Here is a 26,273-nt window from a genome sequence, read left to right as displayed (position 1 = left end):
TCAGGGGCGCAGCAGCACCTTGCCGTTGCGGCCCGGTTCCAGGCTGGCCTTGGCGGCATCGGCCACCTCATCCAGCCCGAACACGCCGTCCACCGGCAGGCTCAATCCACCGCGCGCGGCCAGCTGCAGCAGTTCGCCAACAAGGCGACGCTTGTCATCCGGCGCCATCGGCTGGCTGACCTTGCTGCCCCAGAAGCCCTTCACCGTGGCCTGCTTGAAGATCACATCGCCCGAGCTGAGCTGCATCGGCTCGCCAGTCATGGAGCCAAACGAGACCAGGGTGCCGCCATCGCCCAACAGCGTCATCAGCTCGCTGCTGGCGCGACCGCCCACCGAATCCACGGCGGCCGCAATCGAGGCCTTGCCTACCTTTGCCTGCACCTGGGCCATCCAGTCCGACTGCGCGGTTGAGATGGTGTGGTCGATGCCGAGCTCGGCCATCTCGGCCACGCCGGCATCGCGCCGCACCAGGTTGATGCAGTGCACCCCACGCGCCTTGGCCAGCATCGCCAGCGCCTTGCCGACCGCACCATTGGCGGCGTTCTGGAGGATCCACTGGCCTTCCTGCACCTGCAGGAATTCCAGCAGCATCAGCGCACTCAGCGGCATGGCGATCAGCTGCGCGGCCGTGTTGTCATCGATGCTGTCCGGCATGGGGATGACCATGCGCGCCGGCGCGATGAAGGACTCGGCCCAGGTGCCATGCACCGAGGCAGCGCTGACCCGCTGGCCGATCTTGAGCCCCTCGACGCCTTCGCCCAGCGCCTCGATCACGCCGGTGCCTTCGCTGCCACCGACTGCGGGCAGCTCGGGCTTGTAGCCATACTGGCCGCGCACCGTCCACAGGTCGTGGTTGTGGATCGGCGCCAGCACGGTGCGGATCCGCACCTCACCGGCCGCGGGGGTCGGCTGCGGCACATCGCCGCCGTGGAGGACCTGGGTCGGGTCACCGAAGGTGGTGTGGACGGCAGCGCGCATCAGCAGCGCTCCTTCATCACGATGTTCATGGGCGTGTCTCCTGCAGAAAAAATCAACGGCGATGACGGTGGGCGGCGGCGATCGCGCGCGGCTGGCGGTACGCGCGTACGCGCAGCCACACGGTCTGGATCACCACGATGATGATCAGCACCAGGGCCAGGGTGGCGATGTTGGCCGCGCCCGGCAGATCCCAGCCGGACTGCTTGACGTACATCCCGGCCAGCGCCCAGATGACGGCAGCTGGATAGGCGAAGTGCCCGCGCAGGAGCTGGTTGACCACCAGCACCAGCAGCGTGGCCAGGACCAGCAGCACCAGGCTCCAGCCGAGCATGTTGTCGGTCGGCAGCCAGCGGTAGGCGACGATCACCTGGGCGGTATTGAGGTAGGCCGCCAACGACAGCCAGCCGGCGTGCAGCCCCAGTGGGTACGCCGCCCAGGCACGTTGCCCGCCCGGGGCGGTGATCGGCGAGGCGCGGTAGGCGGCCACGATCAGGCAGAGCAAGGCCGCCCAGATGATCGCCAGCGCCGGCAGGAACCACTGGTTGGAGAACACCGGCATCCAGGCGGCGGTCAGCGCAAAGCCCGCCGCGGCCCACGGGCGAACCCCGGTGATGTCCGGTTTGCGCAGGCGCAGCTGCCAGAACCCGAACAGCACATCCCACAGGAAGATCACGCCCCAGATCGCGAAGGCGTACCCGGCCGCGACCAGCAACGTGGGGTACTGGTCGGAGACTGCACCGTTGGTCGGGCCGAACATGCCGGTCTGTGAGAGCCACGCCACCACGGGCATGGCCAATGCGGCCAACAACACGATCCAACGCATGCACCCACTCCAGCTGAAAAGAGCGGTGACGATACGCGGTTCAGGGTTAAGGCGCTGGGATGCCTCAGATTGCAAAGCCTTACTAATATAGCCTCTGCTATATTGCGCCCGTGGACAGTCGCCGCCGCCCCGAGAGCTCCCCCGCCTGGCCTTCGTCGGCCGGGCATACGCCCAGCCTGGGCGAGATGAACGCCAGCGTCGCGGTGCCTACGGGCGGCCACTGGTGGTTCCGCCTGCTGGCGTTCCTCGGCCCGGGCTACATGATCTCGGTCGGCTACATGGACCCGGGCAACTGGGCCACCGATATCGCCGGTGGCGCGCAGTTCGGCTACCTGCTGCTCTCGGTGATCCTGCTCTCCAACCTGATGGCGATCGTGCTGCAGGGGCTGTCGGCGCGGCTGGGGATCGCAACCGGGCGGGATCTGGCGCAGGCCTGCCGCGACCACTACTCACGCCCGGTGAACCTCGGCCTGTGGCTGTTGTGCGAGATCGCGATCATTGCCTGCGACCTGGCTGAGGTGATCGGCACCGCGATCGCGTTGAAACTGCTGTTCGGCATCCCGCTGCTGGCCGGCGCCATCATCACGGCGGTGGATGTGGTGCTGGTGCTGCTGCTGATGAACCGCGGCTTCCGCGCGCTGGAGGCCTTCGTGATCGCGCTGCTGCTGGTGATCTTCGGCTGCTTTGCGATCCAGATGGTCATCGCCGCGCCGCCGCTGCAGGCGGTGCTGGCCGGGTTCATTCCGCACGCGCAGGTGGTGACCGACCCCAAGGCGCTGTACCTGGCGATCGGCATCATCGGTGCCACCGTGATGCCGCACAATCTGTACCTGCACTCCTCCATCGTGCAGACCCGCGCTTATCCGCGCACCGATGCCGGGCGCCGCAGTGCGCTGCGCTGGGCGGTGACGGACAGCACCATTGCGTTGATGCTGGCACTGTTCATCAACGCCTCGATCCTGATCCTGGCCGCCGCGGTGTTCCATGCGCAGGGCCGTACCGACGTGCAGGAGATCGAACAGGCCTACGAGCTGCTGGCGCCGATGCTCGGCGTCGGGCTGGCCTCGACCCTGTTCGCGGTCGCCCTGCTCGCCTCGGGCATCAACTCCACCGTGACGGCGACGCTGGCCGGCCAGATCGTGATGGAAGGTTTCCTGCGCCTGCGGATCGCCCCGTGGGCACGGCGCCTGATCACCCGCGGCATTGCGATCGTGCCGGTGGTGGTGGTGACCGCGATCTATGGGGAGCAAGGCACCGCACGGTTGCTGGTGCTGAGCCAGGTACTGCTCTCGATGCAGCTGCCGTTCGCGGTGGTGCCGCTGGTCCGGTTCGTCTCGGACAAGACCAAGATGGGCGCGCTGGTGGCGCCACGCTGGCTCATCATGCTGTCCTGGCTGATCGGCGGCCTGATCATCGTGTTGAACGTGAAGCTGCTGGTGGACGTGTGGCGGGGCTGAAGCCTGCGCGCTTGACCTCAACGATGGTTGAGGTGGCACAGTGCAGCCTCCTCATCCCACTGGCAATGCCAGATCGAGCCCTGTAATGACCGACACCTCGCAGCACGCGTTATGGAATGGCCCGGCCGGTGAGGCATGGGTGGAAGCGCAGCGCATTCTCGATCAGATGTTCGCGCCGCTGGCCACTCACCTGCTCGATGCCATCGCGCCGGGCACCGATGCGCAGGTGCTGGATGTGGGCTGCGGGACTGGGGCGGTGGCGCTGGCGATTGCCGGACGGCTGGGTCCGGAGGCACACGTGATCGGGGTCGACCTCTCCGCCCCGATGATCGCCTTGGCGCGTGAGCGCGCGCAGCGAGCCGGGCTGGCAGTGGACTTCATCGTCGCCGACGCGCAGCAGCATGCGTTCGCACCCGGACGTCTGGACCGGATCGTGTCGCGCTTCGGCGTGATGTTCTTCGATGACCCGGTGCAGGCCTTCGGTCAGTTGCAGCGCGCCGCCAGACGCGGCGGCGTGCTGCAGGCGCTGGCCTGGCGCGGGCCGGACGAGAACGCGTTCATGACCACCGCCGAGCGCGCGGCGGCACCCTGGCTGCAGTTGCCGCCGCGTCAACCCGGGGCACCGGGTCAGTTCGCGTTTGCCGACCAGGTCCGGGTCGAGCAGATCCTGAGCGACGGCGGCTGGGAGGATATCGAGCTGCTGCCGCTGGATGTCGTGTGCCGCATCGACCGTGCGGATCTGGCGACGTACGTCTCGCTGCTCGGACCGGTCGGGAGCGCGCTGCGAAACGGCGACCTCGCCGCGGACGTCCGAACGCACGTGCTCGACGCGGTGCTGCATGCCTTCGAGCCGTTCGTCGACGGCGATTCGGTGACATTCACTGCCGCCTGCTGGGACGTGCGCGCCCGCGCGTGGTGACCGCCGGCCGGATCCACGCCATGCGCGGACGCCACCTTCGGACTGTCTAGCGCCTGGCCATCAGCGTGCTGGTCAGCAGCATCGCCACCCATGCCATGGCCGCCGCGGTCACGAATGCATACGCCGCGCCATCGCCATAGGCTTGGCGCGCCACCAGTGTCAGGGTGTCGTGTGCAGCCCCGGACACGGACAGCTCGCCGGCCACCACGCGCTCGATCAGCGCCGGCGACCCTGCCTGCCCGGCCTCGGTCAGCGCCCCGCGGGCGGCGTCACGGACGTGGCTGGACAACACCGCGCCCAGCGTGGCGAACCCGATCAGGATGCCGGAGAAGCGCGCGGTGGTGCTGATGCCGGAGGCCATCCCGGCGCGGTCCGGCGGAATCACGCTCATGATCGCCTTCTGTGTTTCGCCGTTGAGCAGGCCACCGCCACTGCCGAGCACCGCCATCGCCAGCAGCAGGCCGAGATCGCTGTGTTGCCACAACGCCACCGCGATGCCCAGGTTGCCGATCACGGCAACGCCCAGGCCCAGCGCCAGGATCCGCCCGGAGGCCCACCGCGTCCCCAGGCGGCGCCCCACGAACGGAAGCAGCAGCATCGCCAGCGCGAACGGCAGCATGTGCACGCCGGCCTGCAGCACGCTGTCGCCGTGGGCGTTCTGCAGCAGCAACGGCAGCAGCGAGGCCATCACCTGTACGCAGGCGGCGTAGGCGAACATCGCCAGCACCGCACCGACCAGTGCCGGCGCGCGGAACAGGCGCAGATCCAGCATGGGCTGGGCGCGGCGCTGCTCGACCACGATGAAGCCTGCGCCCAACGCGGTGCCGGCCAGCAGCCATGGCAGCACCGTGGCACTGCCCCAGCCCTCCACCGGGCCACGGATCAGCGCCCAGGTCCAGCACAGCATGCTGCCGGCGAACAGCAGCACGCCCGGCACGTCGATGCGGCGGCTGACCGGATCGCGCGACTCCGGCACGAAAGCCCCGCTCAGGCCCGCCAGCAGCAGGCACAGCGGAAGATTGATATGGAAGGCCCAGCGCCAACCCCACCAGGTCGCGATGGCGCCCCCGATCAGCGGGGCGAGCACCATGGTCAGGCCCATGATCGCGCCCCAGATTGCCCAGGCACGCGCACGCGAGGGCGCGCTCTGGTGCGCATGCCCGATCAACGACAGCGCCGGTGCCAGCATGAACGCGGCCGCAGCACCCTGCCCGGCCCGTGCCAGAGACAAGGCCATCGCGGTGCCGGCGATGCCGCACGCCACCGAGGTCAGCGCGAACAGGCTCAAGCCGACCAGGAACAGACGGCGACGTCCGATCCGATCGGCAAGGGTGCCGGCGGGCAGCAGCAGCGAGGCGAAGCACAGCACGTAGGCACTGACCACCCATTCGATGTCTGCGAACGAGGCCGACAGATCGCGGGCGAGGGTCGGCAGCACCACACCGACCACGTTGGTATCGAGCACGGTGAGCGCGCAGCCGGCCGAGCCGAGCAGCAGGACGGCATCCGCGCGGTGCGCGCCGGCACGGCTCATGGCAGCGCAGTCCCCCGGGGTGTGGCGGCCCACCGGCTCACCCTTCGGCCGCCGCCAGCCGCGCGCGAAGCTTCTCCACGATAGCCTGCTCGCTCATCGCATAGCCGTACACATCCTGCAGCTGCCCGTCAGCGCCGAGCAGGAACCAGGAGGCGGTGTGCTCGAACGTGGCCGCGTCACCCTCGCCGACGCGCCGATAACTCACGCCCAGGCTCTCGGCGATGGCGCGGGTACCGGCCTCGTCACCGGCCAGGCCCAGGAACGTGGTATCGAAGGCCGCCAGATACTCGCGCAGGTGCGCCGGCGTATCGCGCTGCGGGTCGACCGTCACGAAGACGACCTGCAGCTGCTCTGCCGCCGGGCCCAGCAGCCGCTTGATCTGAACCGCTTTGACCAGGCTCAGCGGGCACACTTCGGGGCAATGGGTGAAGCCGAAGAACAGCAGGGTCGGCGTGCCCTGCAGATCGCGGATGGCAAGCGTACGCCCGTCGCTGCTCGCAAGCTTGACCGCCCCGAGTGCCGCCTGGCCCATCACCGGCGCCTGGCCGTCGGCGCAGCCGGCCAGCAGTCCCAGTGTAAGCAGGCACGCGGCCGCCCAGCGCGTCACTTCACCGCCCCGTGCGGCACCAGGCCATCGCGCACACTGAAGTCCAACACCTGCGCTGCGCTGCGGGCAAACTGCAGCGTCACCCGTACCGTCTGGCCGGCCGACAACGGCCGCTTCGGCTTCAGCAGCATCAGGTGGCCCCCCCCGGGCTGCAGCGCCAACGTCTGGCAGCCAGGCAACGCCAGGCCATCGGGCAGCGCCTGCATGCGCATCACTTCCCCGTCCATGCGCATGGCATGGATCTGCACCTCGGCGAACGCCGAGGACGCGGCCGACAGCAGCCGGTCCTCGCCGCCGCCGTTATGCAGCTGCACATAGCCGGCGGCCACGTTGGCCGCCGGTGGTGGCAGGCGCACCCACGGATCGCTGACCGACACCGTTGCCGCGGTGTGGGCCTGCGCGGCCGCAGCCACCACCGGCATCACGGAACACGTCAACAGCAGACCGGCAGCCAGGACACCCGAGCGTGACCCGCTCATGGCGTGCCCGACATCTGCATCGGCATCATGTTGAGGTTGGCGTTGTGCATCACCCACAGCGAGCCGGCCACCACGATGGCGATCAGGAACGCGGTGCACAGGAAGATGCCGGTGTTCTCGCGCTGGCTGCGCCCTGCCCCGATATGCAGGAACAGCACCAGCTGGGCGACCAGCTGCACCACGCACAGCACCACGATGGCGGTCAGGCGCAGCGGCTGCGGCACCAGATCGGTCATGACCACGCCGAACGAGGCACCGGTGAGCACCAGGCACAGCAGCAGGCCGAGGAGGTAGCCCTTCAGGGTGGCGTGGCCGCCACCGTGATCGGCATCAGGCGCGTTCGCGCTCATACAAACTCCCTCAGGTAGACGAAGGTGAACACACAGATCCAGATCAGATCCAGGAAATGCCAGAACAGGCTCAGGCAGGCCAGGCGGCGACGCACGATGCCGTCCAGGCCGAACTTCAGCACCTGGTGGATCATGATCGCCAGCCACAGCAGGCCGAAGGTGACGTGCAGGCCGTGGGTGGCCACCAGCGTGAAGTACGCCGACAGATATGCACTCACGTCCGGGGTGGCGCCTTCATGGATCAGCTCGGCGAACTCATACAGCTCCATGCCGATGAAGACCGCACCGAGCACGCCGGTCACGGCCAGCCAGCCCACCACCTGGTTGCGCTTGCCGGCCTGCATGCCGAGCATCGCCAGGCCAAAGGTGAAGCTGCTGAGCAGCAGCACCACCGTTTCGGAGAGCACGAAGCCCAGCTTGAACAGTTCCTTGCCACTGGGGCCATCGGCCGTCCCGTTGAGCAGCACGCCAAAGGTGGCGAACAGCACCGCGAAGATCAGGCAGTCGCCCATCAGGTACATCCAGAACCCGACGACGGTCTTGTTGCCGTCGTCGTGGTGCTCATGGGCGTGGTCGTGGTGACCGGCCGTGAGCTGCCCGTGCTGCGTGGCAGCGGTCAGGGTATCGCCGCTCATGCCTTGGCTCCTTCCATCTGCGCGAAGTGCGCGTCTTCGATGCGCTTCACCTCCGCGGCGGGCACGTAGTAGTCCACATCACGGTCATACGAGCGCAGCACGAAGGTCGCGATCACACCGATCAGGCCGATGCCGGCCAGCACCCACATGTGCCAGACCAGGGCGAAGCACAGCACCAGGCTGAACACCGAGATCACCACACCCGACGCGGTATTGCGCGGCATGTGGATGTCTTCGTAGGTGTCCTGGCGCTGCCAGGCACGGCCGTGCTGCTTGTCGTCCCAATGCTGCTCCAGCGAGGTGATCGCCGGCAGCTTGGCGAAGTTGTAGAACGGCGGCGGCGAGGACGTGGCCCACTCCAGGCTGCGCGCATTCCACGGGTCTCCGGTGAGATCCATGTTGGCCTTGCGGTCACGCACGCTGACATAGAACTGGATGAACATCGCGGCGATACCGGCGGCGATCACCAGCGCACCGATGGCGGCCACGATCAGCCACGGCTGGTAGCCCTCCACGCCGTAGTGGTTCATGCGCCGGGTCATGCCCTTAAAACCGAGCACGTACAGCGGCATGAAGGCCAGGTAGAAGCCGACCAGCCAGCACCAGAACGAAATCTTGCCCCAGCGCTCGTTGAGGGTGAAGCCGAACGCCTTCGGGAACCAGAAGCTGATCCCGGCCAGGCAGCCGAACACCGCGCCGCCGATGATCACGTTATGGAAGTGCGCGATCAGGAACAGGCTGTTGTGCAGCACGAAATCCGCGCCCGGGATCGCCAGCATCACGCCGGTCATGCCGCCCAGCGCGAAGGTGACCATGAAGCCGATGGTCCACAACGTCGACGAGTGGTAGCGGATCCGCCCGCGGTACATGGTGAACAGCCAGTTGAACAGCTTCACCCCGGTGGGGATCGAGATGATGGAGGTCATGATGCCGAAGAAGGCATTGACGTTCGCACCCGAGCCCATGGTGAAGAAGTGGTGCAGCCACACGAAGAACGACAGGATGCCGATCGACGAGGTCGCATAGACCATCGAGCGGTAGCCGAACAGCGGCTTGCCCGAGAACGTGGCGATGATCTCCGAGAACGCGCCGAAGCACGGCAGGATCAGCACGTAGACTTCCGGGTGGCCCCAGATCCAGATCAGGTTGACGTACATCATGGCGTTGCCGCCGGCGTCATTGGTGAAGAAATGCATCCCGAAATAGCGATCCATGGTCAGCAGCGCCAGGGTCGCGGTCAGCACCGGGAAGATCGCCACGATCAGGATGTTGGTGATCAATGCGGTCCAGGTGAACACCGGCATCTTCATCAAGTCCATGCCCGGCGCACGCATCTTGAGGATGGTGACGATGAAGTTCAGGCCGGTCAGCGTGGTGCCGATGCCCGAGACCTGCAATGACCAGATGTAGTAGTCAACGCCCACCGTGGGGCTGTACTCGATGCCGGACAGCGGCGGATACGCCACCCAGCCGGTCGCGGCGAAATCGCCGACGAACATCGACAGCATCACCAGCACCGCCCCCACGGCAGACAGCCAGAAGCTGAGCGAGTTGACGAACGGGAAGGCCACGTCGCGCGCGCCGATCTGCAGCGGCACCACGATGTTCATCAGACCCACGATCAGCGGGGTGGCCACGAAGAAGATCATGATCACGCCATGCGCGGTGAAGATCTGGTCGTAGTGCTCCGGCGGCAGGTAGCCGGCACTGTCATTGGCGGCGATGGCCTGCTGGGCACGCATCATCAGCGCATCGGCGAAGCCGCGCACCAGCATGACCAGGGCCAGGATGATGTACATCACGCCAATCTTCTTGTGGTCCACCGAGGTGATCCACTCGGTCCAGATATAGCCCCACTTTTTGTAATACGTGATGGCCGCGACGATCGCCACGCCCAGCAGCAGCGAGCCCACCAGCGCCGACATGATGATCGGGTCGTGGTAGGGAATCGCTTCGAGGTTCAGCTTTCCAAGCACAATCAGTTCTCCGCGGTACGGCTGGCAGACGCGGCCAGGCTTACGAGTTGGGATTTCGCGCCGGGTTCTTCGCCGGGCAGGCAGATCTCGTCATCGGGCATGCCGCCGTAACGGCGCAGGATGCTGTCGAACAGTCCGGTATCCACGCTGGCGAAGCGCTGCATCGGCGCACCGTGGGTCGGCTTCTCCAGTTCGGCCAGGCGGGCCTGGTCCAGGTGCTGGGCGGTGCCACGCGACTGCGCCAGCCACTGGTCGAAGTCCGCCTCGGTCATCACCCGCGCATCGAACGTCATGTCCGAGAAGCCCGAGCCGCTGTAGGCCGATGACATCCCGGCATAGGTGCCCGGCGTGTGCCCGATCAGGTGCAGGCGGGTCTGCATCGCGGGCATGGTGTAGACCATGCTGCCCAGTTGCGGCACGAAGAAGGCATTCATCATCGACTCGGAGGTCAGCTTGAAGGCGACCGGCGTATCGACCGGCATCACCAGTTCATTGACCGTGGCCACGTTGTGGTCCGGGTAGATGAACAACCATTTCCAGTTGAGCGAGACCACTTCCACGCGCAGTGCGGGCGTGTCCGACGCGATCGGGCGGTAGGGATCCAGCGCGTGGGTGCTCTTCCAGATCAACACGCCGAGCACCACCACGATCAGGCACGGAATCGTCCACACCACCACTTCGATCGCGGTGGAATGCGACCAGGTCGGCGCGTAGGTGGCCTCTTTGTTGGACTCGCGGTAGTGCCACGCGAAGTACAGCGTCAGGATGATCACCGGGATCACCACCAGCAGCATCAGGCCGGTGCAGACCAGGATCAGCTGCATTTCCTGCTCGGCGATGCTGCCCATGGGATTGAACAGCTCCAGGTTCTTGCACCCTGTGAGCAATGGCAGCAGCGCTGCCAGGCCGAACCAGCGTCCGGCGCGGGCTCGACCGGCCGGGGTGGCGCGGCGAGCGGAGTGTGTAGCGGGGTTCATGCGTGACGGCCCTTCCAACGCAGTGCCGGGCCGGGCGGCCCGGATCATGAAAAGTGGCGAACACCCCCCTGCATGACCGATATGCATGGGGGGTGCCCGCCGCAGTCGCGTACGTTAGGCAACGACATGATCCATACATGATGCGACACACTGTCGCAGCCGCACTCCCGGCCGCGCGTACCATGCGCGCATGGAATGGAGCCCCCTCATCGCCGATGGCCACGGGCCGGTGTACCTGCGCATCGTGCAGGCCCTGGAACGTGCGGTGTGGTCCGGTGCGTTACGTCCCGGCCAGCGCCTGCCCGCACAGCGCGCGCTGGCCACCGAGCTGAAGGTGGACCTCACCACCATCACCCGTGCCTTCACCGAGGCACGCAAGCGCGGGTTGATCGATGCCCGTGGCCCGCTGGGGTCGTTCGTCGCGCCGCCGCAGGTGGAACTCACCCAGCTGGTGGACCTGAGCATGAACCTGCCGCCCAGCCCCGGCGGCGGCCAGGTCGCCGACGTGTTGCGGCGTGGCCTGTCGTCCGTGCTCACCCGCAGTGATGCGGACAATCTGATGACGTATCACGTGGGCGGTGGCAGCCGCGCCGATCACCGGGCGGCCCAGCACTGGCTCAAACCGATCCTCGGCAAGGTCGATGCCGATACGCTGGTCGTCACGGAAGGCGCGCAGGCGGCGCTGTCTGCCCTGCTGCTGGCGTTGACCGACGCCGGCGACACGATCCTGTGCGAGCCCCTGGTCTACCCGGGACTGCTGCACGCCGCGCGGGTGCTGGAGCGACGGCTGCACGTGGTCGAGTGCGACGCGCACGGCATGCGTCCAGACGCGCTGGCCCGTATCGCGAAAGAACGCGGCGCGCGCGTGGTCTACCTCAACCCGACCGCACAGAACCCCACCGCCCATACGATGCCGCAGGCACGCCGCGAGGCACTGGCCGAGGTGATCCGCGCGCAGCACCTGCTGCTGATCGAAGACGACCCCTACTGGCTGCTGCTGGAGGACGCCCCTGCCCCGCTCGCGCTGCTGGCACCGCAGCAGGCCTGCTACATCTCCACGCTCTCCAAGTGCCTCAGTCCGGGATTGCACACCGGTTTCGTGCGCCTGCCCGACGGCATGGACCGGCAACCGGTGCTCGATGCCCTGCGCGCGGTCAACCTGATGGCACCACCACTGATGAACGCCCTGGTGACGCAGCTGATCCTGGATGGCTCCGCGCAGGCCATGCTGAAACTGGTGCAGGACGAAGCGGCCGAACGACGCTATCTGGCGCGGTCGGCGTTGTCGCCGCGGTTCCTGCAGCATTGCGCGGGCGTGCACGCCTGGTGCCGTCTTCCCGCGCACTGGACCGATGCCAGCCTCACCCACGCCGCGCGCCTGCAGGGGCTGGGCATCGCACCGTCATCGGCGTTCACGCCCGACGGGGTGGCGATCAACGATGCGGTGCGGATCTCATTGGGCGCGGCCGCCAACCGGCAGGAACTGCACCGTGCGCTGCGCCAGCTGGATCAGCTGATGCATGTGGCGGCGGAAAGCCCCGGCTGGACGGTGTGACGCCCGCCTTTCGGCACGCTCAGCCGGAAACGGCTTTGGCCTGCTTCCAGACGGCTTCAAACTGACTGGCGGTGATGGCGTCATCCGAATCCAGATCCAGCCAGGACAGCGGCTGATCGGACAGCGGGAAGCGCTCATCGGCCTGCCCGGATTTGTCCGCCCAGACCAGCACGCTGCGGTAGCTTTCCACCTGCCGCACGATCACATCGCCCTGCGCCTCGAGGTAGATCGTGCCGTTGCCGATCTCGGATTCTGCGGGGTGTTTGTAGTGCTTGCGGGGCGTGCTCATGGCGGGGCGATATCTGGCAATGAAAATGGGGCCGGGGAATATACCTTGATCCGCCCCCTTCCCGTCGGCAATCGCCGCCCGGGGACGGGGTAGTGCCGGCCGCTGGCCGGCTTCCCGTGGACCACGCAAGCAGGCACTAGACGACCGGTCTAATCAGGCGTACAGTGGCGTCCATGAACTCGCCCACCACCCCCTCCACCGTCCGCGACACGATCCTGGCCAGCGGCCAGCGGATCATGGGCGCCAAGGGCTTCTCCGCCGTCGGCCTCAATGAAGTGCTCGCGGCGGCGGGCGTCCCCAAAGGCTCGTTCTACCACTACTTCGCCTCGAAGGAAGCCTTCGGCGAGGCATTGCTGGAGGACTACTTCAGCGCCTATCTCGCCGATATGGACCGCATCTTCCGCCAGCCGGGCCAGACCAAGGCCGAGCAACTGGCCGCGTACTTCCGCGCCTGGCAGGACAGCCAGTCCTTCGAGGACTGCCAGGGCAAGTGCCTGGCCGTAAAGCTTGGTGCCGAAGTGGCGGACCTTTCCGAACCCATGCGGGCCGCACTCCAGCGTGGCACCACGGGGATCACCGATCGGCTGGCGCGTGCCATTGCAGCGGGCCTGGCCGACGGATCGGTGGCGACCCGGGAGCCACCCGAGGCGGTCGCCCGAAGCGTGTATCAGCTGTGGCTGGGGACCAGCATCATGGTCAAGATCGGCCGCACCACCGGGCCGTTCGACGACGCCGTGGCGTTGACCGCCCGCCTTCTGCATACCGCCCCCTGACAAAAGCGTGTCTCACGCACGCCGGCATCGGCGTGTTTTTCTCGGCCCCATCACTAGACGACCAGTCTAATCAAGCACCTACAGGAGTATCATCCATGAAAGTCCTCATCGTTCTGACCTCGCACGACGAACTCGGCACCACCGGCAAGAAGACCGGCTTCTGGCTGGAAGAGCTGGCTGCGCCTTACTACACCTTCAAGGATGCGGGCGCCGAGATCGTGCTGGCCTCGCCCAAGGGTGGGCGGCCGCCGCTGGATCCCAAAAGCAACGAGCCGGACTTCAAGACCGACGCCACCCGCCGCTTCGAGGCAGACGTGGATGCCAACGCGCAGCTGGCCAACACCGTGCGCCTGGACAGCATTTCGCAGGACGCGTTCGATACCGTGTTCTATCCCGGCGGCCACGGCCCGCTGTGGGACCTCGCCGAAGACACCCACTCCATCGCGCTGATCGAAGCCTTCATCGCCGCCGGCAAGCCGGTCGCGCTGGTCTGCCATGCGCCGGGCGTGCTGCGTCACGTCAAGACGGCCGAGGGTGCCCCACTGGTGCAGGGCAAGAAGGTCACAGGCTTCACCAACACCGAAGAAGAGGGCGTCGGCCTGACCGAGGTGGTGCCCTTCCTGGTCGAGGACATGCTCAAGGCCGCGGGCGGTTCCTACTCCAAGGGGCCGGACTGGGGCTCGTATGTCGTCAGCGATGGCTTGCTGATCACCGGCCAGAATCCGGCCTCGTCGGCCGAAGCGGCTGAAGTGCTGGTGGAGCGACTCGCGTCCGCCACCAAGGCCTGAGCCGCCGCGACGGCATTGGATGTCACGGTGCCCCACGCCGCCAGGGACGGCAGCAGCGGCAGAAGATGTTTCATGCACATGCGTTGTCCTCCGGGATGGCGTGGGACCGCCCGCTCATGACGTGGCAGGGAATCCAGCATCGGCCAGCGCGGCCAGGAAGGCGGCCCGCTCGCGGTCGCTCTCCACACGTACTTCGCGCGCGGGCGGATCGGTCTCGATGCGTGCGTGCGGATCGACGCCCTGCAGGGCCTTGGTGACGGAGCGGGCGCAGCCGCCGCAGGTCATGGTGGGAAGGGTGAAACGATGCATCGGGCGACCTCGCCGTGGTGGGTATGAGCCCACTGTCGGGGCTGACAACGTGCCAAGGTCAAGGCCTTAGCGCGTCCGTGTCCTTTTTGCAGGGCATGGACGCGGCCGGGTCGATCAGGAACGTGGCTTGCGGGCCGCGCGCCCGCGCGAGGACACCGGCGTATCCGCACCGAACAGCGGCGTTCTGCGGGGCTTCCCGGCGGATGCAGTCTCCGCCGGCGCGGAAACGGGCTGGGCCAGGTCGGCGATGATCGGGCAATCCGGGCGGTCATTGCCGTGGCAGTGTTCGGCCAGATGCTCCAATGTCTGCACCATCGCCTGCAGCTCGGCGATCTTCGCCTTCAACCCGGCCACATGGGACAGCGCCACCGCCTTGACGTCGGCGCTGGCGCGTTCGCGATCGCGCCACAGCACCAGCAGCTCGCCGATCTGCTCGACCGAAAACCCCAGGTCACGCGCACGGCGGATGAAGCGCAGGCTGTGCGCGTCCTGCGGGCTGTAATGCCGGTAGCCCGCCTCCGAGCGCGCCGCCGGCGGGATCAGGCCGATCTGCTCGTAATAGCGGATCATCTTTGCCGACACGCCCGAAAACGTCGCGGCTTCCCCGATATTCATCGTCCGGTCTCCCTCTCACTTTCCGCCATGCCGGTGCCCAGCGTATCGGCCTGCATCGGTGCATGGAAGCGCTTGAGCCGCAGCGCATTGCCGAGCACGAACACACTGGACAATGCCATCGCCGCCGCGGCGAAGATCGGCGAGAGCAGCGTGCCGTTGAACGGGTACAGCAGGCCAGCGGCCACCGGGATCAGCACCGCGTTGTAGGCGAACGCCCAGAACAGGTTCTGCTTGATGTTGCGGATCGTTGCCTGGCTCAGGGCGATCGCGTTGGGCACGCCGCGCAGGTCGCCGGACATCAGCACCACGTCGGCCGCCTCGATCGCCACATCGGTGCCGGTGCCGATCGCCAGGCCGACATCGGCCTCGGCCAGCGCCGGTGCGTCATTGATCCCGTCCCCGACGAAGGCCACCTTGGCGCCACCAGCACGGAAACGCTTGAGCGCGGCGACCTTGCCATCGGGCAGCACTTCGGCCGCCACCTCATCGATGCCAAGCTGGCGTGCGATCGCCGCGGCGGTGGCCGCGTTGTCGCCGGTGATCATCGCGACCTTCAGGCCCAGGGCGTGCAGCGCCTGGATTGCCGCCGGCGTGCTTTCCTTGATCGGATCGGCCACCGCGATCACGGCCGCCAGGCGGCCATCGATTGCGGCGTACAGCGGGCTCCTGCCCTGCTCACCCAACCGCTGGGCGGTGGGCCGGAACGCCGCCACCTCCAGGCCGAGCCGGGTCATGTAGCGGTCCGCGCCGACGGCCACGGTGCGGCCGGCGACACGCGCGGAAACGCCGAAGCCCGGCACCGCCTCGAAGCGTTCGATGGTGGCCAGTGCGAGACCGCGCGCTCTGGCGGCCGCAACGATCGCCTCGGCGATGGGATGCTCGGAGCGGGTTTCCACCGCGGCAACCAGGGCCAGCACCTCATCCGCCTGGAAACCATCGGCCGGCTCCAGGTCGGTCAGTTCGGGGCGGCCCTTGGTCAACGTACCGGTCTTGTCCAGCGCGATCACACTCACATCGCGCAGTGCCTGCAGCGCCTCGCCCTTGCGGAACAGCACGCCCAGCTCCGCCGCGCGGCCGGTCCCGACCATGATCGAGGTCGGCGTGGCCAGGCCCATCGCGCAGGGACAGGCAATGATCAGCACCGCCACCGCATTGACCAGCGCAAAGGTCAGCGCCGGTGCCGGGCCGAGCACCAGCCACACCAGGAAGGTCAGCGCGGCAGCAGCCATCACCGCCGGCACGAACCACATGGTGACCCTGTCGACCAGCGCCTGGATCGGCAGCTTGGAGCCCTGTGCCTGCTCGACCAGACGGATGATCTGGGCCAGCACGGTGTCCCCGCCCACCTTGGTGACACGGAAACTGAAGGCACCGGTGGTGTTGAGGGTGCCGCCGACCACCTCGGCGCCCACGGCTTTGGCCACCGGTACCGGCTCGCCGGTGATCATGCTCTCATCCACATAGGACGCCCCCTCCACCACCGCGCCGTCCACCGGCACTTTCTCACCCGGGCGGACCAGCACGACATCGCCGAGCGTGACCTCGTCGAGCGGCACCTCGACCGTCTCATCGCCACGCTGCACGCGTGCAGTCCGCGCCTGCAGCCCGACCAGGCGCTTGATCGCCTGCGACGTGCGGCCCTTGGCCCGCGCCTCCAGCGTGCGCCCCAGCAGGATCAGGGTGACGATCACCACGGCCGCTTCGAAGTAGACGTTGGCGGTGCCCGGCGGCAGCACGCCCGGGGCGAAGGTGGCGACCACCGAGTAGCCATAGGCCGCCGCGGTGCCGAGCGAAACCAGCGAGTTCATGTCCGGGGCGCCGCGCAGCAGTGCCGGCACGCCTTTGCGGAAGAAGCGCAGGCCCGGCCCGAACAGCACCAGCGTGGCCAGCGCGAACTGCAGGTACCAGCTGGTCTGCAGGCCGACGGCATGCATCACCCAGTGGTGCATGGCTGGGACAAGGTGCGAGCCCATTTCCAGAATGAAGACCGGCAGCGTCAGCACCGCCGCCAGCAACAGGGAGCGGCGCAGCGCACGGGCTTCAGCCTCGCGGCGTTCCTCCTCCTGGTCACCGGCCGCAGCCGTGCTCACGCCTGCAGCGCGCGCGGTGTAGCCGGCGTTTTCCACGGCAGCCACCAGATCAGCGACGGAGACCGTACCGGCCAGATGGCGCACCTGCGCCCGTTCGGTCGCCAGGTTGACGCTGGCCGCGATCACGCCCGGCAGCTGCGCAAGGCCGCGCTCCACGCGACCAACGCAGGACGCGCAGGTCATTCCCTCGATGCTCAGTTCGGTGGTGGCTTCGCGCACGGTGTAGCCCGCGCGTTCGATGGCACGCACCGCCGCCTGGGGATCGGGCGCCCCGATGAAGCTGAGATCAGCCCGCTCCGTGGCCAGGTTGACCGACGCCGTCTGCACGCCGGGGACGGCCGTCAGCGCGCGCTCCACCCGGCCCACACAGGAGGCGCAGGTCATGCCCTCGATGGGCAGGCTCAGGCGGCTGAGCGGCGCGCCGGACCGGGAAGCAACAGAAGACATGGGGCAGTCCTTGGGGTGAGGTTACCCGCCACCCTAAAGATTCCCATCGTGGGAAGGTCAAGCCCCCGCTTGATGGGGACGGAGGTAATTATTCATCCCCTCCGTCCCCGTCAAGGCGCTTTACGGCTGGGCGGGCGTGCCGTCGTGGGTGACCCGCCAGATCGTGTTGGAGAGGTCATCGGCAACGATCAGTGCCCCACGCGGGTCGACCGTGACACCCACCGGGCGGCCGCGGGTCTTGCCGTCTTCGCCGAAGAAGCCGCTCACGAAATCGATCGGCTCGCCGGCCGGACGGCCATTGCTGAAGGGCACGAACACCACCTTGTAACCGACCGGTGGATTGCGGTTCCAGCTGCCGTGCTCGCCCACGAAGACGCCATCGGCAAACTGGGTGCCCATCACCGGCGACGAGAAGGCCACGCCGAGTGCGGCCACATGCGAGCCCAGCGCGTAATCCGGCGCGATGGCCGAGGCGACCTTCTCCGGATTCTGCGGCATCACCCGGCGATCCACATTCTTGCCCCAGTAGCTGTACGGCCAGCCATAGAAGCCGCCCTCCTTCACCGAGGTGAGGTAATCGGGCACGAGGTTCGGGCCGATCTCATCGCGTTCATTGACCACGGCCCACAGCGTGCCGGTGCCCGGCTGGATCGCCAGCGCGGTGGGATTGCGGATACCGGTGGCGTAATCCTTGTGTGCGCCGGTGGCCACATCGATCTGCCAGATCCGCGCACGATCGATCTCCACCGCCATGCCGCGCTCGGTGATGTTGCTGTTGGAGCCGATGCCTACATAGAGATAGCGGCCATCGGCACTGGCGGTCATCGCCTTGGTCCAGTGATGGTTGATCGCTGCGGGCAGATCGGTCAGTTTCGCCGGTGCGCCGCTCGCCTTGGTCTGGCCTTCCTGGTAGTCAAAGCGCACCACCGCATCCTGGTTGGCCACGTAGATCGCGTTGCCGATCATCGCCAGGCCGTACGGCGCATTGAGCTTGTCGGCGAAGACCGTCTTCAGTTCGTAGGTGCCGTCGCCATCGGCGTCGCGCAGCAGGGTCAGGCGGTTGCCGCTCTTGACCGCCGTGTTGCCCTTGGCCTTGATCTTGCCGGCGATCACATCCTTCGGCTTGAGGGCAGGCGCACTGCCGCCGCGACCTTCCGCGACCAGAATGTCACCGTTGGGCAGCACCAGGGTCTGCCGCGGAATGTTCAGATCGGTGGCGATCGCCGAGATGCGGTAGCCCTTGGGCACCGTCGGCAGGGTGTCGCCCCACTGCGCCGGCTTGGCGATGGTCATGTCCGGCATCAGCCCGCGATGCGGCTTGGGCATCTCCGGGTTGCCGCCGTACTGTTCCAGCTCGGGGGCCTTGCCGCTGCAGGCCGCCAGCGCGACCGCAAGCGCGGAAACCGAGAGCATCCGGATCGTCATCTGGCGGCTCATCGCACACCTCCCACGCGCAGGCTGGACAGCCCCACCCAGGTGGCGAGCAGCGCCAGCACCGTCAGGATCACCGAGAGCACCAGGCCCGCCGGCATCACCGCCCATGCATCACGCGCATGGTGGAGACAGTTGATGAAGCCCACGCCCCAGGTCACCGCCAGAATCACGACGTAGGCCAGGTTGCGGCTGCGACGGACCAGGCCGACGATCCCGCACAGCAGGGCCAGCGTGGTCATCACCATCGCACCGATCAGCAGCCAGGAGGCGAAGTTGGCCCACTGGATCTCGTACGAACTCCAGTAGGCGTAGTCCGCCAGCAGTGCGCCGAGGAACAGCGGCAGCACCCCGCCCAGTACAGCGGCGTGGAACGGATGGATGACCCATGATCGGGTCAGGACAACGGTCGAAGCCATGGTGGTCTCCTGGTGAGGGGGCGAATCTCTCCCGATCCTGCCACCCCTGGTGTGATGGGGGTGCTGAGATGCCGCCCACACGAAACCGGGGGACAGTCTGCCCCCCGGTTCGTCGCCATGCCAGCGCTGCGATGGACCTCGCCGCTATTTGCCCGTCACCGCTTCCTGCAGCTTCTCCACCGCCTGGTCGGCCGTGAACGTGTTCGGCTTCTGGATCTTGGGGAAGTCCACGAACGTCTCGTTGAATTTCGTGAGCAGCGCGATCGCGCCGTACACGATGTAGACGTGGTTGATGTACCAGTCCCAATAGGTATTGGAGGTCACATCCGCGAACTCGTACGGATCGGTGCGCAGGTTGTAGATCTTGGGGATGCGCATGACCGTGAACGGTTCGCCCCACAGCTGCATCGTGCCTTTGCAGCGCTGCTCGATGAAGGTCACCTTCCAGTTGTCGTAACGGATGCCGAGCATGTCGCCATCATCGGAGATGTAGACGAACAGCTTGCGCGGCGACTTGTCCTGCTTGCCGGTGAGGTACGGCAACAGGCTGACGCCGTCGATGTGGTTCTTGTAGGTGCGCCCGATCGCCTTGACCCCCTTCTTGAGGTCCTCGACCACGCCCTTGTTGCCCGCCAGTTCCAGGAAGGTGGGCAGCCAGTCATGGTGCTGCACGATCTCGTTGGACACCGAGCCCGGCTTGATCTTGCCCGGGTAGCGCACCACCAGGGGAATCCGGAACGCGCCTTCCCAGTTGGTGTCCTTCTCACTGCGGAACGGCGTCATGCCGCCATCCGGCCACGAATTGCGGTGCGGCCCGTTGTCGGTGGAGTACACCACCAGGGTGTCTTCGGCGATGCCCAGTTCGTCGAGGTAATCGAGCAACGCGCCCACGTTCTTGTCGTGGTCGATCATCGTGTCGTGATACGGCGACTGCCAGCGCCCGGCCTGCCCCAGGCTTTCCTTCTTGGTATGCGTGATCAGGTGCATGTGGGTGAAGTTGACCCAGACGAAGAACGGCGTGTCGTCGTCGTTCGCCTTCTTGATGAAGCCCTTGGCGCGGTCGGCGAAGTCGTCATCGCAGGTCAGCATGCGCTTGCGGTCCAGCGGGCCGGTATCCTCGATCTTCTGCTTGCCTACCTTGCCCCAGCGCTTCTGGTCGGTGCTGTCATCCCTATCGGTGGCGAAACTGTGGATCACCCCGCGCGGCTTGATGGTCTCGATGAAATCCCCGAACTCGTCCTTCGGGAAGTAGTCGTACATCTCCGGCTCTTCTTCGGCATTGAGGTGGTACAGATTGCCGTAGAACTCATCGAACCCATGGTTGGTGGGCAGCATGTGGTTGAGGTCGCCGAGGTGGTTCTTGCCGAACTGCCCGGTGGTATAGCCCTCGTTCTTCAGCAGGGCGGCGATGGTGACGATCTTCTCGTTCATGCCGACCGGCGCGCCCGGAATGCCGACCTTCGACAGGCCGGTCCGCAGGACGCTCTGGCCGGTGATGAAGGACGAACGCCCTGCCGTACAGGACTGTTCGCCGTAGGAATCGGTGAAAAGCATGCCCTCGTTGGCCAGGCGGTCGATGTTCGGCGTCTGGTATCCCATCAAGCCGCGCGAGTAGCAGCTCAGGTTGGAGATGCCGATGTCGTCTCCCCAGATGACAAGGATGTTGGGCTTCTTTGCGGATGAACCGGGCTTCTTCTTTGCGGATGAGCTGGCCATGCACTTCTCCGACGACGGTGGTGCTCAATAGTCCGTGTCGGTCATCGTCGCGGCCAGCGTGTTTCTACTTAGACGGCGTCAGTAAGTCTTCGCCTCCCCCGCTCATCCCTCCCAGCTGATGCCCTTTGGCGCACTGGAGAAACCGGCGGCCCGCAGCGCGTCCATCAGGCCGTCGCGTCGGGCCGGCGCAGCGTCGATCAGCTCCACGGTGAACGAGCTGCGCCGGCCCCGCCGCAGTGCGCTGGCCAGCGCCTGCGCCGCGGCGGCCGTCGTGCCTGCCAGGGACGGATCGTCCGCATCGAAGAACGTCAGCAGCTGGCGGCCCCCCTGGGCCAGGTACATCAGCAGCCGTCCACCGCCGATCACCACCACGGCACCGGCGCGGCGCACCGGCCGGACCGCCGAGCCGTGCACCGGCCAGGGCACCACGGTACCTAACGGGTTGGCCGGGTCCACCGCGGACAGCCCGATCGCCACCTCGCCAGCACCGGGCCGCAGGGCATCGGCGACGCCACGCAGTCGATCCACGATCAGGCGATCGGCGAACTGGGCCCCGCCCAGCCCTTCGACGAAGCGGCCGCGCAGCACCCGGCCTGCATCCTCCATGCCGCGATACACCTGTTGCAGCGCCGGGAAGCCGCCGGCGATCCCTTCGGCCATCGCGGCCCCGCGGGTCACGATGCCGTGCCGGTCCAGCAGCCCCTCGGCCAGCGCCACCGCGCGCGCCGTGTCGCTGATCGCCTCACGCTGCAACAGCGACCAGCGCCCGGCCAGCGCGGGGGCCGCAAAGCTGGCGATCACGGCCGGCGCTCCGTCGGCCAAGGGCATGTCGTGCATCGGGACGCCACGGACGCGTCGACCGCGCCGCGAGGCGCGCGCGACCCGCGGCCGCGGCGCGCGGCCCCCGGCCATGCCGCGCAGCGGCGCCCACAGATCCGTGGTCAGGTACCCCGACCATGCCAGGCCCCACAAGGCGTCGTGCAGCTGCGCGGCGGTGATCTCCATGGGCGGGCTGCCGGCCCGCCCCCCGTGCGTGCCCACCGCGGTGACCAGCTGACGCGCGAAGTACGCGCCACCGTCGGCCAGCACCTGCAGCAGCGCATCCTGCAGCGGCGACAGCGCGGTTGCCACTGCAGGCGCGGGCAGCGTTTCTGCCGCGAATTCCTGCAGGTGCAGCGAGACCAGGCCGTCCTCCTCGCCGAGCCGCCCGTGCCCGGCCCACACCACGGTACCCGTGGCGAGCAGCGCATCGAGCATCGCCGGCGCGTAATCGACCACGCGCGCGGGCAGGATCTGCTGTTCCCACACCGACGCCGGCAGCGCCACGCCCACCAGCAGTTCCACCACGCGCAGCACGCCGTCGATGCCTTCCAGCGCACCCGGCCCGCGGTGAGCGATGCCACGTGCAGCCTGTTCGGCATCGCTCAGCAGCCCATGCCTCTCCAGCAACAACAGGGCATAGGCGTCGCGCGCGACCGGCCGGGTCGCCTCGCGCGCCGCCTGCAGCGAGCGCACCCGCAACCGACGGAACACCGCCTCACCCACCCATTCGTGACGGGCCAGCGGCGCCGGCTCGGCGGCCGCGCCGACGGCCTCGGCATCGCGACGCGCCACACCGAAACGACCCTTGAGCAGCTTGCCCTGCGCTTCCAGCTGCGTGAGTGCCGCATCGGCCACGGCCACGCCCAATCCAAACGCGGCCGCCACCTCGGCCGTGGTGAACGGCGCATGGGTACGCGCATATCGGCCCAGCAGCTCGCCCAGCGGGTCCGATGAGGCCTGCAGGAAGGGCTCGGGGATGCCGCGCGGGAGGGTGACCCCCAGCGCATCGCGCAGCCGCGCGGCATCTTCGATGGCCGCCCAGTGCAGGCGGCCGGCGAGCTGGACCTGGATCGCACGCCGCTCAGCGGCGAGATCGTGCAGATGCCCGGCAGGTTCGTCATCGACCCGCCGCAGCGCCATCGCTTCATCGGTGAGCGGGCCCAGTTCCCGCAGCAGATCGGCCGCCCCTTCCTTGCCGCGCGCACGGCGGTCGGGCGCCAGGCGCTGCAGCTCGTTGCCCACCTGCTCCACCACGGCCGCATCCAGCAGTTCGCCCAGATCGACCTGGCCGAGCAGATCGCCCAACAGGCCGCTGTCCAGTGACAGCACCGACGCACGGCGCTCGGCCAGCGGCACATCGGTGCCGTACATGAACTCGGCGACATAGCCGAACAGCAGGTTCGCCGCGAATGGCGACGGTACCTCGGTAGTGACATCGGCGATCGCCACGCGGCCGTCGGTGAGCCGCTGCATCAGCACGCCCAGCGCATCGAGATCGTAGACGTCCTGCAGGCACTCACGCGCGGTCTCGATCAGGATCGGGAACTCGGGGTAGCCCTGCGCGATGGCCAGCAGTTCACCGGCGCGCAGGCGCTGCTGCCACAGCGGCGAGCGACGACCCGGCGTGCGCCGCGGCAGCAACAGCGCGCGTGCGGCACATTCGCGGAAGCGCGCAGCGAACAGGGCCGAGCCGCCCACGGCGCGCGTGACGTCGCTGCGCAGACGCTCGGGCTCGAACAGGAACAGCTCCGCGCCCGGCAGGCGCCCCTGTGCGTCGGGCAGCCGCGCGATGATGCCGTCGTCGCTGGCGACCACTGCTGGATCCACGCCCCAGCGTTCGCGGATGCGCGCGGCCACCGCCAGCGCCCACGGATCGTGTACGCGCCGCCCATACGGCGAATGCAGCATCAGCCGCCAGTCACCGGCCTCATCGCGGCAGCGCTCCAGTACCAGCGTGCGATCGGTGGGCAGCACGCCGGTGGCCTCACGCTGTTCGGCCAGCAGGCCGGCGATGTTGGTGATCGCGTTGTCGGCCAATCCGCAGGCCTGCAGCCGCTCGCGCAGCCCGGCCGGCAGGCCCGCTTCCGCGGCACCGGCATCCAGCGCACCGATGAAGGCACCCACCGCCTCGCCCAGTTCGGCCGGGCGGCCCACGCCCTCACCGCGCCAGAACGGCAAGCGCGCCGAACGCCCCGGCGCGGGGGTCACCACGACCTGGTCATGGGTGATCTGCTCGATCCGCCACGAGGTGGCGCCCAAGGTGATCACATCGTTGACCCGTGATTCGTGGACCATCTCCTCATCGAGCTCACCGACCCGGCGCGACCCGGCACGCTCTTCGCCTTCCGGAAGCACGACACCGAACATGCCGCGGTCCGGGATGGTGCCCCCGCTGGTGACCGCCAGCTGTTTCGCGCCCGGCCGCGCGCTCAGTGCACCGGTGTCGCGGTTCCAGACCAGCCGCGGGCGGAAGCCGGCAAAATCATCGGAGGGATAACGTCCGGCCAGCATGTCCAGGGTGGCATCGAACGCGCTGCGCGGCAGCGAACGGTACGGCGCAGCGCGGCGTACGCGCGCATACCAGGCCTCCACGTCCAGTGTTTCCATCGCCGCGGCGGCCACTGTCTGCTGGGCCAGTACGTCCAGCGGGTTGCGCGGCGGATCGATCGCTTCGATCTCACCGGCCAGCATCCGCTCCACTGCCACGGACGCATCGATCAGGTCGCGCCGCGTGCGCGGGTAGACCAGGCCGGTGGAGATGCCCCCGACCTGATGGCTGGCCCGCCCCACCCGCTGCAGCGCGCTGGCGACCGAAGGCGGCGCGGCGACCTGGATCACCAGGTCGACCAGCCCCATGTCGATGCCCAGCTCCAGGCTGGAGGTCGCCACGACACAGCGCAGCTCGCCGGACTTGAGCGCCTGTTCGATCTCGCGGCGCTGTTCCTTGGAGACCGAACCATGGTGCGACCGGGCGATCAGCGCCTCCGCTCCGGCGGCCCGCCCGGCGGTGCCGCCGTTGAACGACCCGTAGTGCTCGGGGGCAGCCGCCGCCATCGAGGCACGCGCCGGGAGCTGGCCACGGGCGACACGGTCGGCATGCAGTTCATTCAACCGGGCAGTCAGCTTTTCGGCCACGCCCCGTGAGTTGGCGAACACGATCGTCGAACGTCGCGCCAGCACCTGGTCCAGGATGCTGGCCTCCACATGCGGCCAGATCGAGCCGACCCGGCCCGCGGACGCGGGTGCATCGGCGGCAGCGGGATGCGGCGGAATGTCGGCCATGTCCTCGACCGGCACCACGATCCGGACCTCCAGCGCCCGCTGCGACGGCGGATGGACCACGGTGACCGGACGGTCGCCGCCGAGGAACCGCGCGACCTCCTCCACCGGGCGCACCGTGGCCGAGAGCCCGATGCGCTGCGCGGGCACCTGCAGCAGGGCATCCAGCCGCTCCAGGCTCAACGCCAGGTGGGTGCCGCGCTTGCTGCCGGCCACCGCGTGGATCTCATCGATGATCACGGTATGCACGTCGCGCAACGTCTCGCGCGCCTGTGAGGTGAGCATCAGGAACAGCGATTCGGGCGTGGTGATCAGGATGTCGGGCGGACGCCGCAGCAGCCGCGCCCGCTCTGCCGGGGTGGTGTCGCCGGTCCGGATCGCGACGGACAGGGTGACCGCCGGATCGCCACGCCGCGCACGTTCGGCGCTGACGCCCTGCAGGGGTATCTGCAGGTTGCGCTGGACATCGGCGCCGAGGGCCTTGATCGGCGAGAGATACAGCACACGGGTGCCGCGCTTCTTCGGCGCCGACGCCTCCGGCTGCGCATCGCCCGGCTGCTCATCGCTGGGAGGCTCACCGCTGCGGAACAGCTGGTCGATCGCCTGCAGGAACGCGGCGAGGGTCTTGCCCGAGCCGGTCGGCGCGATGACCAGCGTGTGCTGGCCGGCGCTGATCGCCGCCCAGGCATGGTCCTGCACGGGCGTGGGCGCAGCGAAGGCTGCCGTGAACCAATCGCGCGTGGCCGGAGTGAAGGTGGCCAGTGCGCCGGGGGCGGGGTCGTTCGAGGTGGGCATGGATCCGGATGTCATGGGACGCTCGCCCAGCGACGGCCGCGAGCGCAATGGAACCAGACTAGGGTATGCCGCGTCGGGCATCCGTCAATCGGCGCGGGACCGACGCGTCTCCGCCTGGCACCACTCGCCCCTGAGCCCCCGCCACTCGTCCCTTCATCACCCACATCCGGCCCCAGGCCAGGGCCCGCGGGCCTCTGCGGGAACACACTC

The 26,273-nt window shown here is 67.9% G+C and carries 22 protein-coding genes; 5 read left to right on the top strand and 17 right to left on the bottom strand.

Annotated features, from left to right (window positions below; all coding sequences use genetic code 11):
* Both ABE483_RS01350 and ABE483_RS01345 read right to left on the bottom strand, forming a co-directional pair.
* Positions 1 to 978 (bottom strand): zinc-binding dehydrogenase, encoded by a 978-nt coding sequence (locus tag ABE483_RS01350; RefSeq protein ID WP_346480910.1) that lies wholly within the window; start codon positions 976 to 978, stop codon positions 1 to 3.
* A gap of 52 nt (positions 979 to 1,030) precedes the next feature.
* Complete coding sequence (locus ABE483_RS01345; protein WP_346480909.1) at positions 1,031 to 1,801, bottom strand: hypothetical protein; 771 nt, start codon at positions 1,799 to 1,801, stop codon at positions 1,031 to 1,033.
* A gap of 185 nt (positions 1,802 to 1,986) precedes the next feature.
* Here ABE483_RS01345 and ABE483_RS01340 point away from each other — a divergent pair, with 185 nt between their 5' ends.
* Positions 1,987 to 3,258 (top strand): Nramp family divalent metal transporter, encoded by a 1,272-nt coding sequence (locus tag ABE483_RS01340; RefSeq protein WP_346481052.1) that lies wholly within the window; start codon positions 1,987 to 1,989, stop codon positions 3,256 to 3,258.
* Positions 3,259 to 3,343: 85 nt separating this feature from the next.
* Positions 3,344 to 4,177 carry a class I SAM-dependent methyltransferase gene (locus tag ABE483_RS01335; protein ID WP_346480908.1) on the top strand — a complete coding sequence of 278 codons (834 nt, stop codon included), beginning with the start codon at positions 3,344 to 3,346 and terminating at the stop codon, positions 4,175 to 4,177.
* 46 nt (positions 4,178 to 4,223) lie between these two features.
* Here ABE483_RS01335 and ABE483_RS01330 read toward each other — a convergent pair whose 3' ends face one another.
* The 7 genes from ABE483_RS01330 to cyoA are packed head-to-tail and all read right to left on the bottom strand — an operon-like array spanning position 4,224 to position 10,735.
* Complete coding sequence (locus ABE483_RS01330; RefSeq protein WP_346480907.1) at positions 4,224 to 5,711, bottom strand: MFS transporter; 1,488 nt, start codon at positions 5,709 to 5,711, stop codon at positions 4,224 to 4,226.
* A gap of 37 nt (positions 5,712 to 5,748) precedes the next feature.
* Positions 5,749 to 6,318 (bottom strand): SCO family protein, encoded by a 570-nt coding sequence (locus ABE483_RS01325; RefSeq protein WP_346480906.1) that lies wholly within the window; start codon positions 6,316 to 6,318, stop codon positions 5,749 to 5,751.
* Complete coding sequence (locus tag ABE483_RS01320; RefSeq protein WP_346480905.1) at positions 6,315 to 6,797, bottom strand: copper chaperone PCu(A)C; 483 nt, start codon at positions 6,795 to 6,797, stop codon at positions 6,315 to 6,317. Before ABE483_RS01320 ends, ABE483_RS01325 begins: the two co-directional genes overlap by 4 nt.
* Positions 6,794 to 7,147, bottom strand: a complete 354-nt coding sequence (cyoD, locus tag ABE483_RS01315; protein WP_313218526.1) for a cytochrome o ubiquinol oxidase subunit IV — start codon at positions 7,145 to 7,147, stop codon at positions 6,794 to 6,796. Before cyoD ends, ABE483_RS01320 begins: the two co-directional genes overlap by 4 nt.
* Entirely contained in the window at positions 7,144 to 7,782 is a 639-nt protein-coding gene (gene cyoC, locus ABE483_RS01310; protein WP_313211984.1) for a cytochrome o ubiquinol oxidase subunit III, read from the bottom strand. The genes cyoD and cyoC overlap by 4 nt, the downstream gene beginning before the upstream one ends.
* Positions 7,779 to 9,758 carry a cytochrome o ubiquinol oxidase subunit I gene (cyoB, locus tag ABE483_RS01305; RefSeq protein ID WP_346480904.1) on the bottom strand — a complete coding sequence of 660 codons (1,980 nt, stop codon included), beginning with the start codon at positions 9,756 to 9,758 and terminating at the stop codon, positions 7,779 to 7,781. The genes cyoC and cyoB overlap by 4 nt, the downstream gene beginning before the upstream one ends.
* 2 nt (positions 9,759 to 9,760) lie before the next feature.
* Positions 9,761 to 10,735, bottom strand: a complete 975-nt coding sequence (cyoA, locus tag ABE483_RS01300) for a ubiquinol oxidase subunit II (protein WP_313218530.1) — start codon at positions 10,733 to 10,735, stop codon at positions 9,761 to 9,763.
* 190 nt (positions 10,736 to 10,925) lie between these two features.
* Between cyoA and ABE483_RS01295 the strand changes: the two genes are divergently transcribed.
* Entirely contained in the window at positions 10,926 to 12,290 is a 1,365-nt protein-coding gene (locus ABE483_RS01295; RefSeq protein ID WP_346480903.1) for a PLP-dependent aminotransferase family protein, read from the top strand.
* A 19-nt stretch (positions 12,291 to 12,309) separates the two neighbouring features.
* Here ABE483_RS01295 and ABE483_RS01290 read toward each other — a convergent pair whose 3' ends face one another.
* On the bottom strand, positions 12,310 to 12,579 hold the full coding sequence (locus ABE483_RS01290) for a hypothetical protein (protein ID WP_083298829.1): 270 nt from the start codon (positions 12,577 to 12,579) through the stop codon (positions 12,310 to 12,312).
* Positions 12,580 to 12,752: 173 nt separating this feature from the next.
* Between ABE483_RS01290 and ABE483_RS01285 the strand changes: the two genes are divergently transcribed.
* Together ABE483_RS01285 and ABE483_RS01280 are read left to right on the top strand one after the other, a co-directional pair.
* Positions 12,753 to 13,352, top strand: coding sequence for a TetR/AcrR family transcriptional regulator (locus ABE483_RS01285; RefSeq protein ID WP_070473920.1), 600 nt, complete (start codon positions 12,753 to 12,755; stop codon positions 13,350 to 13,352).
* Between the two features lie 95 nt (positions 13,353 to 13,447).
* Positions 13,448 to 14,140 carry a type 1 glutamine amidotransferase domain-containing protein gene (locus ABE483_RS01280; RefSeq protein ID WP_102789313.1) on the top strand — a complete coding sequence of 231 codons (693 nt, stop codon included), beginning with the start codon at positions 13,448 to 13,450 and terminating at the stop codon, positions 14,138 to 14,140.
* Positions 14,141 to 14,254: 114 nt separating this feature from the next.
* Here ABE483_RS01280 and ABE483_RS01275 read toward each other — a convergent pair whose 3' ends face one another.
* The 7 genes from ABE483_RS01275 to ABE483_RS01245 form a co-directional block, all read right to left on the bottom strand.
* Positions 14,255 to 14,449, bottom strand: a complete 195-nt coding sequence (locus ABE483_RS01275; RefSeq protein WP_346480902.1) for a heavy-metal-associated domain-containing protein — start codon at positions 14,447 to 14,449, stop codon at positions 14,255 to 14,257.
* Between the two features lie 114 nt (positions 14,450 to 14,563).
* The gene (gene cueR / locus ABE483_RS01270) at positions 14,564 to 15,064 is read right to left on the bottom strand and encodes a Cu(I)-responsive transcriptional regulator (RefSeq protein WP_346480901.1); all 501 of its coding nucleotides are present in this window, start codon (positions 15,062 to 15,064) and stop codon (positions 14,564 to 14,566) included.
* Positions 15,061 to 17,601: a heavy metal translocating P-type ATPase gene (locus tag ABE483_RS01265; RefSeq protein WP_346480900.1), complete on the bottom strand. Its 2,541-nt coding sequence runs from the start codon at positions 17,599 to 17,601 to the stop codon at positions 15,061 to 15,063. The genes cueR and ABE483_RS01265 overlap by 4 nt, the downstream gene beginning before the upstream one ends.
* Positions 17,602 to 17,721: 120 nt before the next feature.
* Positions 17,722 to 19,038: a sorbosone dehydrogenase family protein gene (locus ABE483_RS01260; protein ID WP_102789317.1), complete on the bottom strand. Its 1,317-nt coding sequence runs from the start codon at positions 19,036 to 19,038 to the stop codon at positions 17,722 to 17,724.
* Positions 19,035 to 19,451 carry a DUF2231 domain-containing protein gene (locus tag ABE483_RS01255; protein WP_070473908.1) on the bottom strand — a complete coding sequence of 139 codons (417 nt, stop codon included), beginning with the start codon at positions 19,449 to 19,451 and terminating at the stop codon, positions 19,035 to 19,037. Before ABE483_RS01255 ends, ABE483_RS01260 begins: the two co-directional genes overlap by 4 nt.
* Before the next feature lie 144 nt (positions 19,452 to 19,595).
* Entirely contained in the window at positions 19,596 to 21,167 is a 1,572-nt protein-coding gene (locus ABE483_RS01250) for an arylsulfatase (protein ID WP_346466738.1), read from the bottom strand.
* Between the two features lie 102 nt (positions 21,168 to 21,269).
* Positions 21,270 to 26,063, bottom strand: coding sequence for an ATP-dependent helicase (locus ABE483_RS01245; protein ID WP_346480899.1), 4,794 nt, complete (start codon positions 26,061 to 26,063; stop codon positions 21,270 to 21,272).
* Positions 26,064 to 26,273: the final 210 nt, after the last annotated feature.

The organism is Stenotrophomonas sp. TWI602 (assembly GCF_039674045.1).
Taxonomy (GTDB): domain Bacteria; phylum Pseudomonadota; class Gammaproteobacteria; order Xanthomonadales; family Xanthomonadaceae; genus Stenotrophomonas.
The sequence above is the reverse complement of the archived record's forward strand: the minus strand, read 5'-3'. Positions and strand labels throughout refer to the sequence as shown.